This window comes from Pseudomonas sp. Root401 (assembly GCF_001425105.1).
GTDB lineage: Bacteria > Pseudomonadota > Gammaproteobacteria > Pseudomonadales > Pseudomonadaceae > Aquipseudomonas > Aquipseudomonas brassicacearum.
Map to the genome: position 1 here is coordinate 1 of NZ_LMDO01000055.1, position 15,527 is coordinate 15,527.

Here is a 15,527-nt window from a genome sequence, read left to right on the forward strand (position 1 = left end):
GGGAGCCGATAGGAACGGTGCTGCTAAACCCGGATCGGGAACAGCAGACCGAGAAAAAAGCGGCATAGCAAAACGGTTGACGCGACAACTACCTTGAAAAACGCCGTTACCGCAGAAACGGATATACACACCAAACCAAAAGCGGACGCCCCCAAAAGAAACCCCAGAAAAACGGCGCTTCCCATTTCTGAAAGAAGCGCCGTTTTTTCAAGCAAGAGCAAACAGCACCGCGTTTTTCCAGCAGACTCAAGCGCTATGGTAAGTCGGCAGCGCAAACCGATGCTGGCTCTGCAACAAGGTGATCTGTGGTAACTCGCTAGCCTGTTCAGCCAGGTCACGACGAATCGCGCTGATCGCCCAGGACAACTGATCCCCCGCATGCAGTTGAGCGTAGGAAATCGTGCGTTTGAACAGCTTGCCGTCGCTATTACGCAAGGTCAGCAGGATGCCGCCATCCGGGCGGGGCTGGGTGGTCACTTCGTAGTTGGAAAACAGGGACGCAAACTTTTCTTGAATCATGTTCATAGTTGACTGCTCCATGGTATGGCAAACCGTGGAGGGGAAGTTGCACTGTCTGTGCCAGCATTTGAATTTACATAAAACCCTTTAAAAACAGATAGTTATATTTTTTCTGCATTTTTGCTTTCGTGCATCTTGCATGAATAGCCATCGTGCATCCTGCATTTTGCGTGGTCGGGCAATGATTTTTGGAACCAAATCGTTTTGCGGCGCTCACGCTTCGCCTGTCTCGGGCAGTGGATACAAAACATTGCAAAAACCGCGTGTACAGCGGCGCAATTGCCGGCGTACTTTCGAGCCAAAATCACCTGCTGCCCGATAACAAGAACCGAGACCCACGAGGTCGAACGGGGAAGATCACCATGAGTCGTACACCCAGCGACGCGATTACCTGGGGCATGATGCTGCGCAAGCTGCCAGTCATTGCCAAAGCCGTCCCCCGAATCGTCAAAGGCATGAAGCAGGCCAACGTCCAGGACCCAACCCAGCCTTGCGGCCTGGGCTGGTGTTTCGAACAGGCCACGCAACGCAATCCCCAGGGCCCGGCACTGCTGTGCGGCGAAACGGTGTTGAGTTATGCACAGGTCAACGCGCAGGCCAATCGCATCGCCCATTACCTGCTGGCCCAGGGCATCGGCAAGGGCGATTGCGTGGCGATATTCATCGAGAATCGGCCACAACTATTGATCAGCGTGCTGGCGATGGCCAAGGTTGGCGCGGTCAGTGCCATGCTCAACACCTCGCAAACCGGCGATGCGCTGGTGCACAGCCTGGCCCTGGTCAACCCGGTCGCGGTGGTGGTCGGGGATGAACGGGTAGCGGTCTTCAACGACATACGAGGGCGAACCACGCTGTCGAGCAGCAGGACCTGGTGGCTGGCGGATCAGGACAGTGCCGATATCCCGTCCGATGCCCCGTCCGGTTTCATCGACCTGATGGCTGGCAGCGAGGATTACCCAAGCGATAACCCGGCGTGCAGCCGGCAGGTTTTCTGCAACGACCCGTGTTTTTATCTCTACACCTCGGGCACCACAGGGCTGCCCAAGGCCGGGGTGTTTCGCCATGGTCGCTGGATGCGCACGTCCACCAGCTTCGGCCTGATCGCCTTGGACATGCAGCCCGACGATGTCGTGTATTGCACCTTGCCGCTGTACCACGCCACCGGCCTGTGCGTGTGCTGGGGCGCGGCGATCTGTGGGGCCTCGGGGTTCGCGATTCGGCGCAAGTTCAGCGCCAGCCAGTTCTGGACCGACGTGCGCCGTTACCGGGCGACCACGCTGGGGTATGTCGGTGAGTTGTGCCGCTACCTGATCGACCAGCCCGTCGCTGCCGATGACCGTCACCACGGTGTGAAGAAAATGATCGGCAACGGACTGCGCCCCGGGGCCTGGTCGACCTTCAAGAGCCGGTTTGGCATCGACCACATCTGTGAGCTGTATGCCGCCAGCGACGGCAATATCGGTTTCACCAACATCCTGAATTTCGACAACACCATCGGCTTTTCCCTGATGGGCTGGGAGCTGGTGCAGTACGACCATGCCAGCGGCCTGCCGTTGCGCAACCTGCAAGGTCGCATGCAAAAAGTGCCCAGGGGCCAACCGGGCCTGCTGCTGGCGCGGATCGACGAGAAGGCACCACTGGATGGCTACACCGATCAGGCCTTGACCGAAAAAACCATCTGCCGGGATGTCTTTGCGCCGGGTGACCGTTACTTCAATACCGGAGACCTGTTGCGCAACATTGGTTTCGGGCATGGGCAGTTCGTTGATCGCCTCGGCGACACCTATCGCTGGAAAGGCGAAAACGTCTCCACCACGGAAGTCGAAAATGTACTGCTGCAACATCCGCAGGTGGCCGAGGCGGTGGCCTATGGCGTGGAGATCAATGGCACCAATGGCCGTGCCGGCATGGCGGCAATCACCCCGTCCGAATCCCTGGCGACCCTGGACTTCAGCGAGTTGTTGCAGTTTTTGCAATGCAAGCTGCCTGCCTATGCCGTGCCGCTGTTCCTGCGCATCAAGGTGAAAATGGACACCACCGGCACCTTCAAGTATCAGAAGACCCGCCTCAAGGCCGAAGCATTCGACCCATGTGTCACCGGGGATGAGCCGGTCTATGCCTGGCTGCCGGGCACCGATACTTACGTGCGGGTGGATCGGCAGTTGGCAGTTCGGATTCAGGACGGACAATTGCGTTATTGATTCTGGCTATGACGGGCACAGTGAAAAAAGGGATGACAGCGCCCGGGTCCCTCGGGAAACTAGCCGCTTTGCGAAGACCCGAGTGGAGTTTCCCATGTCCGATACAAGCCGCCAGATGACCCCGGAAGAGGCTGCGGAGTTTGCCGAGCAGGTGTTCAACGTTGCACGCCAGGGTGATGCGGCCATGATGGCCGCGTTGCTGAGCAAGGGCCTGCCGCCCAACCTGCGTAACCACAAGGGCGACACCTTGTTGATGCTGGCCGCTTACCACGGGCATGTGGAAACGGTGAAAGTGCTGCTGGAGCACAAGGCCGATCCGGAAATCCGCAACGATAACGGCCAGAGCCCGATTGCCGGCGCGGCGTTCAAGGGCGACCTGGCAGTGGTTTCGGCGTTGGTGGAGGGCGGCGCGCAAGTGGAAGGGGCCTCCTTCGATGGTCGTACCGCGCTGATGATGGCGGCGATGTTCAATCGCGTGGAAATCGTCGACTACCTGATCGGCAAAGGCGCCGATCCGAAAGCCAAGGATGCCAACGGCGTCTCGGCCCTTGATGCCGCCAAGACCATGGGCGCGGTGGACACCACGGCGCAGTTGGAAAAGTTGCTGGCCCTGTAGGAGCTGCCGAGCGAAGCGAGGCTGCGATCTTTTGATCTTGGTCTTTCGCTTGAGATTCAACTGCCAGGGAAAAGATCGCAGCCTCGCTTCGCTCGGCAGCTCCTACGGACCGATGTGATGCGCTATCCTGCCCGCCCTCAAAACACCCTTCGCCACAGGATTCACCCCATGAAAGCCGCCCTCATCGAACTCATCGGTAAAATCAGCTCCGGCTGCCTCGGCGACGCGGACATTGCGAAAATCGCTGACGAAGCGGCCCAGGCCTACGCCGATACGACGGTTTTCCTGGCGGCCAACCCCGATATCAACTACGACGACACGTTCCCGATCCCGTTGGGTGAGTGGGTCGTGGTGGGCAGCCTGCCGGACACCGTGCTGTTCCAGGCCGACACCTACGTGGACCTGTTCGAACAGATCGTCGCCTCGTTCGGCCCCGGTGTGGCGTTCAACCTCAAGCCCAAGCAATTGGCGAAAACCGAAGCCCTGACCGCGCTCAACCGCATCCAGATCCAGATGAGCAGCCTGAACAAGGAAAACGGCGGCTACGTGTTGATGAACTTCAGCCAGTTGCTCGACGATGAATTGCAAATGGTGCTGGTGTACGGCAACGATGTGCCACGGGTGCTGGAGCTGTGTGCCGAAGTCGGCATTGCCGTCGCGCCGGCCCTGGAAGCTCTCAAGGTCGCCGTCCACGTCTGAAGCAATAAAACGGAACCCTTGCCTGGGGCCCGCTATCCTAAGGGTGCACATCACCATTTGGGAGCGACACCATGGGTTCCACTTTCAACGGCCTGATCGGCCTGATCATCCTGGCGCTCGATATCTGGGCGATCATCAATGTACTCAAGAGTGGCGCGGAAACCGGGATGAAAATCCTCTGGGTGCTGCTGATCCTGCTGTTGCCGGTACTGGGCCTGATCATCTGGGCGATTGCCGGGCCGCGTGGCAACGTGCGGATCTGACACGCTCCACCAAAAAGCCCGGGCGCTGAAGGCGACCGGGCTTTTTTAGGCGTGGGGTATTCAGGCCGTGGCCAGGGATGGCTTGCGCGAGGTGCTCAAGAAGCGCAGCAAGGCCAACAGTGGGAAGGCACTGCCGACGATCACCACCCACAACCAGCCGCCGTGTTCGTACACCGCACTGGCAATCGATGAGCCGAAGGCGCCACCGACGAAGATGCTGGTCATGTACAGCGCATTCAGCCGGCTGCGACTCTTGGCATCGAGGGCATAGATGGTGCGCTGGCCCAGGACCATGTTCATCTGCACGCAGAAATCCAGGACCACGCCGGTCACCGCCAGGCCGATCACGCTGTAGAGCGGATGGATGAATGCCGGCAGGAAACTCAGGCTGGCGAACAGCATCGCCAGCAACGAGGCGTTGCGGGTATGGCCGGCATCCGCCAGGCGACCGGCGATGGGCGCGGCGATGGCACCAATGGCACCGACCAGGGCGAACAGCGCGATTTCAGTCTGGGACAGGCCATGGTTGCGTGACAGTTCCAGCGGCACGGCGGTCCAGAACAGGCTGAACGTGGCAAACATGCAAGCCTGGTAGAACGCCCGTTGCCGCAACAGTGGTTGCTGGCGCAGTAGGGTGCCGAGCGAGCCCAGTAGCTGGCCGTAGGTAGCGCTATGGTCGGGTTGGCGCTTGGGCACGGTCAGCGCCAGGACGATGCTGATGGCGGCCATCAACACGGCGGCGATGATGAACATGGCCCGCCAGCCGAAGTGATCGGCCACGACGCTGGAGACCGGCCGCGCCAGCAGGATCCCCAGCAGCAGGCCGCCCATGATTCCACCCACGACCCGTCCCCGGGTTTCCTCCGGCGCCAGGTGCGCTGCCAGCGGAATCAGGACTTGCACCGACACCGAGCTGAACCCCACCAACAGCGAAACCAGCAGGAATATGTTCGGCTGATCGGTGAACGCTGCCCCTAACAAACTGGCGATCGCCACCACGGTGGTGATGATCATCAGCCGCCGGTTTTCCAGCAAGTCCCCCAGTGGCACCAGGAAAAACAGGCCCAAGGCATAACCGATCTGGGTCAGCGAGACGATCAGGCTGGCCATGGTGCTGCTCAGGCCGACGTCGGGTGCGATCAGTTCGATGATCGGTTGGGCGTAGTAGATGTTGGCGACGATGGCGCCGCAGCAGAAGGCGAAGAGTAGGACCATGCCGCGGGTCAGGGGGCTGCCGGGCGAGGTAGGTGAATGAGCACTCATGGCAATCTCGTCAGTGAACAGGAAAGATGGCGCGAGGCTAAAGCGTTATGGGGCCCTGGAACAGGGCTTGTGGTTGATATCAGACATGCTTGCAGTTGATGATGGGACGCACAAGGACGCTGGGAAGATTTTGTGGCGAGGGGATCTGAGGGAGCAAAGCTTGTGTGGTCGGGGCAAGCTTGTGTGGGAGCAAGGCTTGCCCGCGATACCGGCACCTCGGTTCCAGAGGCCCCGCGCTGTTTTCATCGCGAGCAAGCTTTGCTCCCACAGATTCCCTCGCCACAGGATCGCGTACAGCTTGTCCTCTCTTATTGCCCGCTGTAGATCTGGTCGAAAACCCCACCGTCATTGAAGTGTGTCTTCTGCACCGTGCGCCAGTCGCCGAAGGTTTTTTCCACCGACAGGAAGTCCACTTTCGGGAAGCGGTCGGTGTATTTGGCCAGTACCGCCGGATCCCGTGGGCGCAGGTAGTTGGCGGCGGCGATTTCCTGGCCTTCGGGCGACCACAGGTACTTGAGGTAGGCCTCGGCGGCTTCGCGGGAGCCTTTTTTCTCGACGACTTTGTCCACCACGCTGACCGGTGGCTCGGCTTCGGCGGAAACGCTCGGGTAGATCACTTCGAACTGGTCGCGACCGAATTCGCGGGCGATCATTTCCGCTTCGTTTTCAAAGGTCACCAGCACGTCGCCGATCTGGTTGGTCATGAAAGTGGTCGTCGCGGCGCGACCGCCGGTGTCCAGTACCGGCGCCTGCTTGAACAGCTTGCCGACGAAGGCCTTGGCCTTGTTCTCGTCACCGCCATTTTTCAGCACGTAACCCCAAGCCGAGAGGTAGGTGTAGCGACCGTTGCCGGAGGTTTTCGGGTTGGGCACGATCACCTGCACACCGTCCTTGAGCAGGTCGGGCCAGTCTTTCAAGGCTTTCGGGTTGCCCTTGCGCACGATGAACACCGTGGCCGAGGTGAACGGCGCGCTGTTGTTCGGCAGGCGGCTGACCCAGTTCTCGGGCACCAGTTTGCCGTTGTCCGCCAGGGCGTTGATGTCGGTGGCCATGTTCATGGTGATGACATCCGCCGGCAGCCCGTCGATCACCGAACGCGCCTGCTTGCTGGAGCCGCCGAACGACATCTGCACGGTGATGTTTTCGTTGTGCTCGGCCTGCCAGTGCTTCTGGAAGGCTGCGTTGTAGTCCTTGTAGAAATCGCGCATCACGTCGTAGGAAACGTTGAGCAGGGTCGGGGCGGCGTGGGCGAGGCTGCCGAAGGTCAGGCCGACGGCGAGAAGTGAGGCGCCAAAGAAGTTCTTCACAGCGAATTCCTTTTTATTCGAACGGGGGTTCCGGGCAATTAGCCAGCACACTAGCTGCAAGCCTATAGACCTTCAAGCATCAAAAAGTGCTTTGCTTATTCCAATTTCTTAAACAGCGCGTTGCCACAACGGGAGCAGAAAGCGGCACCGTGTTCGTGGTTGTTTTTGCTGCACACCGGGCAATCGTGCTGGAGCTGGTCGCCGCGCATGGCCGTGGCCAGTTCCGCCGTGAAAATACCCGTTGGCACGGCGATGATCGAATAACCGGTGATCATCACCAGGGACGACACCACCTGGCCCAGCGGCGTCTTGGGCACGATGTCGCCGAAGCCCACCGTGGTCAGTGTCACGATAGCCCAATAGATGCCTTTGGGGATGCTGGTAAAGCCATTCCCAGGGCCTTCGATGACGTACATCAGCGTGCCGAATACCGTTACCAGGGTTGAGACGCTGACCAGGAACACTATGATTTTCTGCTTGCTCCCCCGCAGCGCCGCCATCAGATAGTTGGCCTGCTTGAGGTAAGGGCTGAGCTTGAGCACACGGAAAATCCGCAGCATGCGGATGATCCGAATGATCAACAGGTATTGGGCATCGCTGTAGTACAGCGCCAGGATCCCCGGCACGATCGCCAGCAGGTCCACCAGCCCGTAGAAACTGAAGGCATAGCGCAGCGGCTTGGGCGAGCAGTACAGGCGCAGGCCGTACTCGACGATGAAGATGAAGGTGAAGCCCCACTCGATAGCGGCCAGCAGGGCCGCGTAGTTTTTGTGCACGCTGTCGATGCTGTCGAGCATCACGATCACCAGGCTGGCGAGGATGATCAACAGCAAGGTGCTGTCGAAGCGCCGGCCGGCGACGGTGTCGGTCTGGAAAATGATCACGTAGAGGCGTTCGCGCCAATTGCTGCTGCTTTGCATAATCTTCGCCTGAACCGGAATCAGCGAAGCCTAGGGCGATTGCCCTGCAGAGCGCAAGGCGCGCTGTCGAGGCTGACTTGGCGCCACGCCCGGCCGGTGGCCTGGATCAACCAGCAGGCGAGGATGAACGGTGCCGTCAGGGGAGGCAGGCCGAGGGCGATAAAACCTGGGGTAAGCACGACCGCCAGGAGAATGCCCGCCAGGGGCAGCCAGGGTTGGTGGCGCTGTTGGCTGAGGGCCAGTGCCGCCAACACCGGGTTGTAGCCGCCCAGCCCGCAAAGGGCGGTTGCGTTTTCATGTTGCGACAAGGCGAAGGCCAGGCCGGCGGCGGAACCGAACAACGCCCAAGCAGCGGCACGACGGTCGGCCAGCAGCAGGCCCGCCGCGATCAGCGCACCCGCCGCCGGATGGCCGAGAAACATGACCTGGCCCAGCCCGCTCAGGAGCGCCGCCAGCAGGTTGGGTAGGGTCATTTCCATTGAGGTGACCGGAAGCGGCGGCAGGGTGAAGCTCGTCAGCAGCCAAGCCAATCCGACAAAAGGCGCGGTGTAGGCGGGCAGGCACCGAGGGCCACGGGTGCGCTTGAGCCATTGCTGGGTCAGCATCGCGCTGAGACCGCCTGCGGCGATGATCAACGGTGGCAACAGGACGGACCAGGGCAACGCGAGGCTCAGCAGCAAGCCCAGCAGGATGCCGTTGTAGCTGAACAGCCCGGCTTGCCGGTCGGCCTTGGCGTAACCGCGTCGCTGGGCCGTGAGCAATCCGGCCACCCCACCGAGCAACGCGCCGCCGAACAGGGCGGGCGCAGTGAGCAGGATCGCCAGCAGGCACAGCAGGCCGCACAGCGGATGGCGCTGGAGGAAGATTTGGCTGAAACCGTTGAGCAGGGCGGTGGCCCAATCGGGGCAGTGGGTGTTGGGCATGGTTGATATATCTGATGGACCGAGTCGACTTCATCGCGAGCAAGCTCGCTCCCACACTGGACTTGCGGCATTCACAAAACCCTGTGGGAGCGAGCTTGCTCGCGATAAGGCCAGTACAGACGCTAGATCAACGTCTCAATGCGCAACGAATTGGTCGACCCCGGCTGCCCGAACGGCACCCCCGCGGTGATCAGCAAGGTATCGCCGCGCTGGGCCATGCCTTGTGCCTGGGCGATTTCCAGGGCGGTGGAACAGACTTCATCCACTTGCTTCAACCGATCGTTGACCACCGAATGCACGCCCCAGGCCACCGTCAGGCGGCGAGCGGCCTGCAGGTTCGGTGTGAGGTTGAGGATCGGCACCGTCGGCCGTTCCCGCGCCGCCCGCAGGCTGGAACTGCCCGATTCGCTGTAGTTCACCAGCACCGCCACTGGCAGCACGTTGCTGATGCGACGGATCGCGCAACTGATCGCATCCGACACCGTGGCCTCGGCTTTTGGCCGGCTGACATCCAGTTGCGCCTGGTAGTCGGGGCCGTTTTCCACTTGGCGGATGATCTTGCTCATCATCTGCACGGCTTCGAGGGGGTAGTCGCCTGAAGCGGTTTCCGCCGACAGCATCACCGCGTCGGCCCCCTCGGCCACGGCGTTGGCCACGTCGGTGACTTCGGCGCGGGTGGGCGCCGGGGAGAAGCGCATCGACTCGAGCATCTGGGTCGCTACCACCACCGGTTTGCCGAGGGCGCGACAGGTGCCGATGATGTTCTTCTGGATCTGCGGCACGCTCTCGGCCGGGACTTCGACACCCAAGTCACCGCGAGCAACCATGATCGCGTCGCTCAACTCGGCGATTTCCCGTAGTTGGGCCACCGCCGATGGCTTCTCGATCTTCGCCATCAGGAACGCCTTGTCGCCGATCAGCGCCCGGGCCTCGCGGATGTCTTCGGGCCGCTGCACAAACGACAACGCCACCCAGTCCACGCCCAGCTCCAGGCCGAAACTCAAGTCGCGCCGGTCCTTGGTGGTCAACGGGCTCAAGTCGAGCACGGCCTGGGGCACGTTCACGCCTTTGCGGTCCGACAGCTCACCGCCGTTGAGCACCTCGGTGTCGATGGCGTCGCTGTGCCTGGCGGTCACGCGCAGGCGCAACTTGCCGTCGTCCAGCAGCAGGTCCATGCCGGGCTCCAGGGCCGCGATGATTTCCGGGTGGGGCAGGTTGACCCGGCGGTGATCACCGGGCGTCGGGTCCAGGTCCAGACGCAGGGCCTGGCCGCGTTGCAGCAGGACCTTGCCGTCGGCGAATCGACCGACCCGCAGCTTTGGGCCTTGCAGGTCCATCAGGATGCCCAGCGGGTAATTGAGCTGCTGCTCGACCTCGCGAATCCACTGGTAGCGCTGGGCGTGATCGGCATGCTCGCCGTGGCTGAAGTTCAGGCGGAAGATGTTCACGCCGGCCTGTACCAGCGCGCGGATGTCATCGATGCCGCGCGTGGCGGGGCCGAGGGTCGCGAGGATCTTGACCTTTTTATCAGGCGTCATGTTTGGGGTTCTCGAGGATCAGGATGGCGCGAAAGTCGTTGACGTTGGTGCGGGTCGGTTCGGTGACGATCAGCGCATCCAGGGCGGCGAAGTAGCCGTAGCCATTGTTGTTGCCCAACTCGTCGCTGGCGCACAGGCCCAGCTCGGCGGCGCGGCGATAACTGTCCGGGGTCATGAGGGCGCCGGCGTTGTCTTCGGAACCGTCGATGCCGTCGGTGTCGCCGGCCAGCGCGTAGATGCCGGGATGACCCTTGAGGTTGTCAGTCAGGCTCAGCAGGAATTCTGCATTGCGCCCGCCATGCCCGTCGCCGCGCACAGTGACAGTGGTTTCGCCGCCGGAGAGGATCACGCACGGCGCCGCCAATGGCTGGCCGTGCAGGGCGATTTGCCGGGCGATGCCAGCATGGACTTTCGCCACCTCCCGGGATTCGCCTTCCAGGTCGCCGAGGATCAATGGGCTGAAACCGGCCTGGCGCGCTTTTACTGCCGCAGCCTCCAATGACTGCTGGGGGCGGGCGATCAATTGGAAGTGGCTGCGGGCCAGGCTTGGGTCGCCGGGCTTGACGGTTTCCGATGCCGGGCTGTGCAACCAGTTGCGTACCGAGGGCGGTATCTCGATCTGGTAGCGCTGGAGAATCACCAGGGCTTCGGCCGACGTGCTAGGGTCGGCCACGGTGGGGCCGGAGGCAATGACCGTGGCAAGATCCCCGGGCACATCGGAGATCGCGTAGGTGTACACCGTCGCCGGCCAGCAGGCCTTGCCCAGGCGTCCGCCCTTGATCGCCGAGAGGTGCTTGCGCACGCAATTCATCTCGCCGATGGTCGCGCCGGACTTGAGCAAGGCTTTGTTGATCGATTGCTTGTCGGCCAGGGTGATGCCTTCGGCGGGCAAGGCGAGCAGGGCGGAACCGCCGCCGGATAGCAGGAAGATTACCCGGTCGTTTTCGCTGAGGTTGCTGACCATTTCCAGCACCCGCTGGGCCACGGCCAGGCCGGCGGCGTCAGGCACCGGGTGGGCGGCTTCCACTACTTCGATTTTCTGACAGGGTGCGCCATGGCCGTAGCGGGTCACCACCAGGCCAGACACTTCGCCCTGCCAGCAGCGCTCGACCACTTGCGCCATGGCCGCCGCGGCCTTGCCGGCGCCGATGACGATCACTCGGCCGCTGCGGTCGCTGGGCAGGTAGCGTTCAAGGACATGTTGCGGATGGGCCGCGTCGATGGCTGTGGCAAACAGCTCGCGCAGCAGTTGTTGCGGATCGACCGACATGGCGGGCTCCCGGTTTTTATTATTAGTGTTGATGCAGACCCTGTGGGAGCGAGCTTGCTCCGGGCGGCGATCCGACGATAGCGGTTTCACATTCAACATCAATGCAGGCAGATCCACCGCTATCGCGAGCAAGCTCCCACAGGGTTTTTTTGGTGTGTCAGTTATCTCGAATCGAGAAATTGGCCATGTGCTCCAACCCCTTGATCAACGCCGAGTGATCCCAGTTGCTGCCACCAATGGCCGCGCAGGTGCTGAACACTTGTTGGGCGTTGGCGGTGTTGGGCAGGTTGATGTTCAGTTCCCTGGCGCCTTGCAGGGCCAGGTTCAGGTCCTTCTGGTGCAGGCTGATGCGGAAGCCCGGGTCGAAGGTGCCCTTGATCATGCGTTCGCCGTGCACTTCGAGGATCTTCGACGAAGCGAAGCCGCCCATCAGCGCTTCACGGACCTTGGCCGGGTCTGCACCGTTTTTCGAAGCGAACAACAAGGCCTCGGCCACGGCCTGGATGTTCAGGGCGACGATGATCTGGTTCGCCACTTTGGCGGTCTGGCCGTCGCCGTTGCCGCCCACCAGGGTGATGTTCTTGCCCATCGCCTGGAACAGCGGCAGGGCCCGCTCGAAGGCGGCGCTGTCGCCACCGACCATGATGCTCAGCGTCGCGGCCTTGGCGCCGACTTCACCGCCGGACACCGGGGCATCAAGGTACTGCGCGCCTTTTTCATTGATCTTCGCCGCGAAGGCCTTGGTGGCGGTGGGGGAGATCGAGCTCATGTCGATCACCACCTTGCCCGCGCCCACGCCCGCCGCCACGCCATCGGCGCGAAACAGCACATCTTCAACCTGCGGGGTGTCCGGGACCATGACGATGATGAACTCGGCTTCCTGGGCCACTTCCTTCGGGTTGGCCAACGCCACCGCGCCACCGGCCAGCAAATCGGCCGGGGCCGGGTCATGGTGTTGGGACAGGAACAGGCTGTGACCGGCCTTTTGCAGGTTCAGTGCCATGGGGTGGCCCATGATGCCGGTGCCGATGAATCCGATTTTAGCCATGAGAAAATCCTCTTGTTGTTATCGCTGCTTCAGGCAAATGAGAGATTGCTTTCCTGTGGGAGCGAGCTTGCTCGCGATCGCGGTGGGTCAGTGCCGGTGATGTTGGCTGTACCGACGTCATCGCGAGCAAGCTCGCTCCCACAAGGGGAGGAGTTGGGTCAGATCGCATTATGGGTTTTCAGCCAGCCCAATCCCGCTTCGGTGGTGGTCAGCGGCTTGTATTCGCAGCCGATCCAACCCGTGTAGCCAATGCGGTCCAGATGTTCGAACAGGAAGCGATAGTTGATCTCGCCCGTGCCCGGCTCATTGCGGCCCGGGTTGTCCGCCAGTTGCACGTGGTTGATCTCGCCCAGGTGCGCTGACAGGGTCCGGGCCAGGTCACCTTCCATGATCTGCATGTGGTAGATGTCGTATTGCAGGAACAGGTTGGCGCTGCCCACCTGCTCGCGGATCGACAGGGCCTGGGCGGTGTTGTTCAGGTAGAAGCCGGGAATGTCGCGGGTGTTGATGGCTTCCATCACCAGCTTGATGCCTTTGGCCTGCAGCTTCTCGGCGGCGTATTTCAGGTTGGCGACGAAGGTTTTTTCCACCAGGGTTTCACTGCAGTTCTGCGGGCGAATCCCCGACAGGCAGTTGACCTGCGTGTTGCCCAGCACCTGGGCGTAGGCGATTGCCAGGTCGACACCGGCGCGGAATTCCTCGACCCGGTCCGGCAGGCAGGCAATGCCGCGCTCGCCCTTGGCCCAGTCACCGGCCGGCAGGTTGAACAGCACCTGGGTCAGGCCGTTGGCGTCGAGCAAGGCCTTGAGTTCGGCGGAGCTGTAGTCGTAGGGGAACAGGTATTCGACGCCACTGAACCCGGCCTTGGCGGCGGCTTCGAAACGGGCGAGGAAATCCTGCTCGGTGAACAGCATGGACAGGTTGGCGGCGAAACGCGGCATGGTGGTCTCCTGTAAGTAAGGTTGTTTCTGATCGTTCCCATGCTCTGCGTGGGAATGCCTCTGGGGACGCTCCGCGTTCCGCTTTGGGACGCAGAGCGTCCCGGGCTGCATTCCCACGCAGAGCGTGGGAACGATCAACGGTCGGTCAATCGAGTAGCGAAATGGCAGTCGGTGCATCGTTGCCCACAAGCGCCAGATCTTCAAACTCATTGACGGCGTTGATCTCGGTGCCCATGGAAATGTTGGTCACCCGTTCCAGGATGATCTCGACGATCACCGGCACCTTGAACTCCTCGATCATCGCCTGGGCCTGGCGCAGGGCCGGCTGGATACCGGACGGCTCGAACACTCGCAACGCCTTGCACCCCAGGCCTTCGGCCACGGCAATGTGGTCCACGCCATAGCCGTTGAGCTCCGGTGCGTTGAGGTTGTCGAAGGACAACTGCACGCAGTAGTCCATGTCGAACCCGCGCTGGGCCTGGCGAATCAAACCCAGGTAGGAGTTGTTCACCACGACGTGGATGTAGGGCAGCTTGAACTGCGCACCCACCGCCAGCTCTTCGATCATGAACTGGAAGTCATAGTCACCCGACAGCGCCACGACCTTGCGGCTCGGGTCGGCCTTGACCACCCCCAGCGCGGCCGGAATGGTCCAGCCCAAAGGACCTGCCTGGCCGCAGTTGATCCAGTGGCGTGGTTTGTAGACGTGGAGGAACTGCGCCCCGGCGATCTGTGACAGGCCGATGGTGCTGACGTAGCAGGTGTCCTTGCCGAACACCTGGTTCATTTCTTCGTACACCCGCTGTGGCTTGACCGGCACGTTGTCGAAGTGCGTCTTGCGTTGCAGGCTGGCCTTGCGCTGCTGGCAGTCTTGCAACCAGGCGTCGCGGTTTTTCAGCTTGCCGGCGGCTTGCCATTCACGGGCCACTTCGATGAACACCGTCAGGGCCGAGGCGGCATCGGAAACGATGCCCAGGTCGGGAGTGAACACGCGGCCGATCTGGGTCGGCTCGATGTCCACGTGAATGAACGTACGGCCTTCGGTATAGACATCCACTGAACCGGTGTGACGGTTGGCCCAGCGGTTGCCGACGCCCAGCACCACGTCCGACTTGAGCAAGGTTGCGTTGCCATAGCGATGGGAGGTTTGCAGGCCGACCATGCCGACCATCAGCGGATGATCGTCGGGGATGGTGCCCCAGCCCATCAAGGTAGGGATGACGGGAATGCCAGTCAGTTCGGCGAACTCCACCAGCAGGTCGCTGGCATCGGCGTTGATGATGCCGCCACCGGCCACCAGCAATGGACGCTCAGCCTGATTGAGCATCGCCAGGGCTTTCTCGATCTGCACGCGGTTGGCCGCGGGTTTGGCTAATGGCAATGGCTGGTAGGCGTCGATGTCGAATTCGATCTCGGCCATCTGCACGTCGAACGGCAGGTCGATCAGCACCGGGCCCGGACGGCCGGAGCGCATCTCAAAGAACGCCTTCTGGAAGGCATACGGCACCTGGCCCGGCTCCAGCACGGTGGTTGCCCACTTGGTCACGGGCTTGACGATGCTGGTGATATCCACTGCCTGGAAGTCTTCCTTGTGCATACGGGCGCGGGGGGCTTGCCCGGTGATGCACAGGATCGGGATCGAATCGGCCGAAGCGCTGTAGAGCCCGGTCACCATGTCGGTGCCGGCCGGGCCCGAGGTGCCGATGCACACGCCGATATTGCCGGCCTTGGTGCGGGTGTAGCCCTCGGCCATGTGGGAGGCGCCTTCAACGTGGCGAGCAAGGACGTGATCGATGCCACCCACCTTCTGCAGGGCGGAGTACAGCGGGTTGATCGCGGCACCCGGAATACCGAAGGCGGTGTCCACGCCCTCACGGCGCATAACCAGGACGGCGGCTTCGATTGCTCTCATTTTGCTCATTATTTTGTGCCTCTTACGTTTTGTAATTGTATACAAGTGGCTTTGCGCAGAGTGTATTCACGGCAAACCGCGCAGGTCAATCCATTTCCTCAAGCATC

The 15,527-nt window shown here is 61.6% G+C and carries 14 protein-coding genes; 4 read left to right on the forward strand and 10 right to left on the reverse strand.

Annotated features, from left to right (window positions below):
- Nucleotides 1-246: 246 nt before the first annotated feature.
- Nucleotides 247-525 carry a DUF3509 domain-containing protein gene (locus tag ASC85_RS26080; protein WP_003204481.1) on the reverse strand — a complete coding sequence of 93 codons (279 nt, stop codon included), beginning with the start codon at nt 523-525 and terminating at the stop codon, nt 247-249.
- 356 nt (nt 526-881) lie between these two features.
- On the opposite strand from ASC85_RS26080, the gene ASC85_RS26085 reads away from it, so the two are divergent.
- The 4 genes from ASC85_RS26085 to ASC85_RS26100 all read left to right on the forward strand — a co-directional run bounded on the left by ASC85_RS26085 (nt 882) and on the right by ASC85_RS26100 (nt 4,298).
- Complete coding sequence (locus ASC85_RS26085; protein WP_057451943.1) at nt 882-2,720, forward strand: long-chain-acyl-CoA synthetase; 1,839 nt, start codon at nt 882-884, stop codon at nt 2,718-2,720.
- Between the two features lie 94 nt (nt 2,721-2,814).
- A complete protein-coding gene (locus ASC85_RS26090; protein WP_057451944.1) occupies nt 2,815-3,336 on the forward strand; it encodes an ankyrin repeat domain-containing protein in 522 nt (173 codons plus the stop codon).
- Between the two features lie 168 nt (nt 3,337-3,504).
- Nucleotides 3,505-4,035, forward strand: a complete 531-nt coding sequence (locus ASC85_RS26095; protein WP_057451945.1) for a hypothetical protein — start codon at nt 3,505-3,507, stop codon at nt 4,033-4,035.
- Nucleotides 4,036-4,106: 71 nt separating this feature from the next.
- Entirely contained in the window at nt 4,107-4,298 is a 192-nt protein-coding gene (locus tag ASC85_RS26100; protein WP_057451946.1) for a PLDc N-terminal domain-containing protein, read from the forward strand.
- A 60-nt stretch (nt 4,299-4,358) separates the two neighbouring features.
- Here the strand turns inward: ASC85_RS26100 and ASC85_RS26105 are convergent, their stop codons facing one another.
- The 9 genes from ASC85_RS26105 to gcl all read right to left on the reverse strand — a co-directional run bounded on the left by ASC85_RS26105 (nt 4,359) and on the right by gcl (nt 15,429).
- Nucleotides 4,359-5,561 carry an MFS transporter gene (locus tag ASC85_RS26105; protein WP_057451947.1) on the reverse strand — a complete coding sequence of 401 codons (1,203 nt, stop codon included), beginning with the start codon at nt 5,559-5,561 and terminating at the stop codon, nt 4,359-4,361.
- A 308-nt stretch (nt 5,562-5,869) separates the two neighbouring features.
- Nucleotides 5,870-6,868, reverse strand: coding sequence for a sulfate ABC transporter substrate-binding protein (locus ASC85_RS26110; RefSeq protein ID WP_024618774.1), 999 nt, complete (start codon nt 6,866-6,868; stop codon nt 5,870-5,872).
- Between the two features lie 95 nt (nt 6,869-6,963).
- Nucleotides 6,964-7,788, reverse strand: coding sequence for an ion transporter (locus ASC85_RS26115; protein WP_057451948.1), 825 nt, complete (start codon nt 7,786-7,788; stop codon nt 6,964-6,966).
- Nucleotides 7,789-7,808: 20 nt separating this feature from the next.
- Nucleotides 7,809-8,711, reverse strand: a complete 903-nt coding sequence (locus ASC85_RS26120; protein WP_057451949.1) for an urea transporter — start codon at nt 8,709-8,711, stop codon at nt 7,809-7,811.
- 122 nt (nt 8,712-8,833) lie between these two features.
- Nucleotides 8,834-10,249, reverse strand: coding sequence for a pyruvate kinase (pyk, locus tag ASC85_RS26125; protein ID WP_057451950.1), 1,416 nt, complete (start codon nt 10,247-10,249; stop codon nt 8,834-8,836).
- Nucleotides 10,239-11,519, reverse strand: a complete 1,281-nt coding sequence (locus ASC85_RS26130) for a glycerate kinase type-2 family protein (RefSeq protein WP_057451951.1) — start codon at nt 11,517-11,519, stop codon at nt 10,239-10,241. Before ASC85_RS26130 ends, pyk begins: the two co-directional genes overlap by 11 nt.
- Before the next feature lie 157 nt (nt 11,520-11,676).
- A complete protein-coding gene (locus ASC85_RS26135) occupies nt 11,677-12,567 on the reverse strand; it encodes a 2-hydroxy-3-oxopropionate reductase (RefSeq protein WP_057451952.1) in 891 nt (296 codons plus the stop codon).
- A 158-nt stretch (nt 12,568-12,725) separates the two neighbouring features.
- A complete protein-coding gene (gene hyi / locus ASC85_RS26140; protein ID WP_057451953.1) occupies nt 12,726-13,508 on the reverse strand; it encodes a hydroxypyruvate isomerase in 783 nt (260 codons plus the stop codon).
- A gap of 145 nt (nt 13,509-13,653) precedes the next feature.
- Nucleotides 13,654-15,429, reverse strand: coding sequence for a glyoxylate carboligase (gene gcl / locus ASC85_RS26145; protein ID WP_057451954.1), 1,776 nt, complete (start codon nt 15,427-15,429; stop codon nt 13,654-13,656).
- Nucleotides 15,430-15,527 lie beyond the last annotated feature (98 nt).

Excerpts from the sequence above, each read along its gene's own strand:
- ASC85_RS26080 (WP_003204481.1), bottom strand. The coding sequence starts at position 525 with ATGAACATGATTCAAGAAAAGTTTGCGTCCCTGTTTTCCAACTACGAA.
- ASC85_RS26085 (WP_057451943.1), top strand. The coding sequence starts at position 882 with ATGAGTCGTACACCCAGCGACGCGATTACCTGGGGCATGATGCTGCGC.
- ASC85_RS26090 (WP_057451944.1), top strand. The coding sequence starts at position 2,815 with ATGTCCGATACAAGCCGCCAGATGACCCCGGAAGAGGCTGCGGAGTTT.
- ASC85_RS26095 (WP_057451945.1), top strand. The coding sequence starts at position 3,505 with ATGAAAGCCGCCCTCATCGAACTCATCGGTAAAATCAGCTCCGGCTGC.
- ASC85_RS26100 (WP_057451946.1), top strand. The coding sequence starts at position 4,107 with ATGGGTTCCACTTTCAACGGCCTGATCGGCCTGATCATCCTGGCGCTC.
- ASC85_RS26105 (WP_057451947.1), bottom strand. The coding sequence starts at position 5,561 with ATGAGTGCTCATTCACCTACCTCGCCCGGCAGCCCCCTGACCCGCGGC.
- ASC85_RS26115 (WP_057451948.1), bottom strand. The coding sequence starts at position 7,788 with ATGCAAAGCAGCAGCAATTGGCGCGAACGCCTCTACGTGATCATTTTC.
- ASC85_RS26120 (WP_057451949.1), bottom strand. The coding sequence starts at position 8,711 with ATGCCCAACACCCACTGCCCCGATTGGGCCACCGCCCTGCTCAACGGT.
- pyk (WP_057451950.1), bottom strand. The coding sequence starts at position 10,249 with ATGACGCCTGATAAAAAGGTCAAGATCCTCGCGACCCTCGGCCCCGCC.
- ASC85_RS26130 (WP_057451951.1), bottom strand. The coding sequence starts at position 11,519 with ATGTCGGTCGATCCGCAACAACTGCTGCGCGAGCTGTTTGCCACAGCC.
- ASC85_RS26135 (WP_057451952.1), bottom strand. The coding sequence starts at position 12,567 with ATGGCTAAAATCGGATTCATCGGCACCGGCATCATGGGCCACCCCATG.
- hyi (WP_057451953.1), bottom strand. The coding sequence starts at position 13,508 with ATGCCGCGTTTCGCCGCCAACCTGTCCATGCTGTTCACCGAGCAGGAT.
- gcl (WP_057451954.1), bottom strand. The coding sequence starts at position 15,429 with ATGAGCAAAATGAGAGCAATCGAAGCCGCCGTCCTGGTTATGCGCCGT.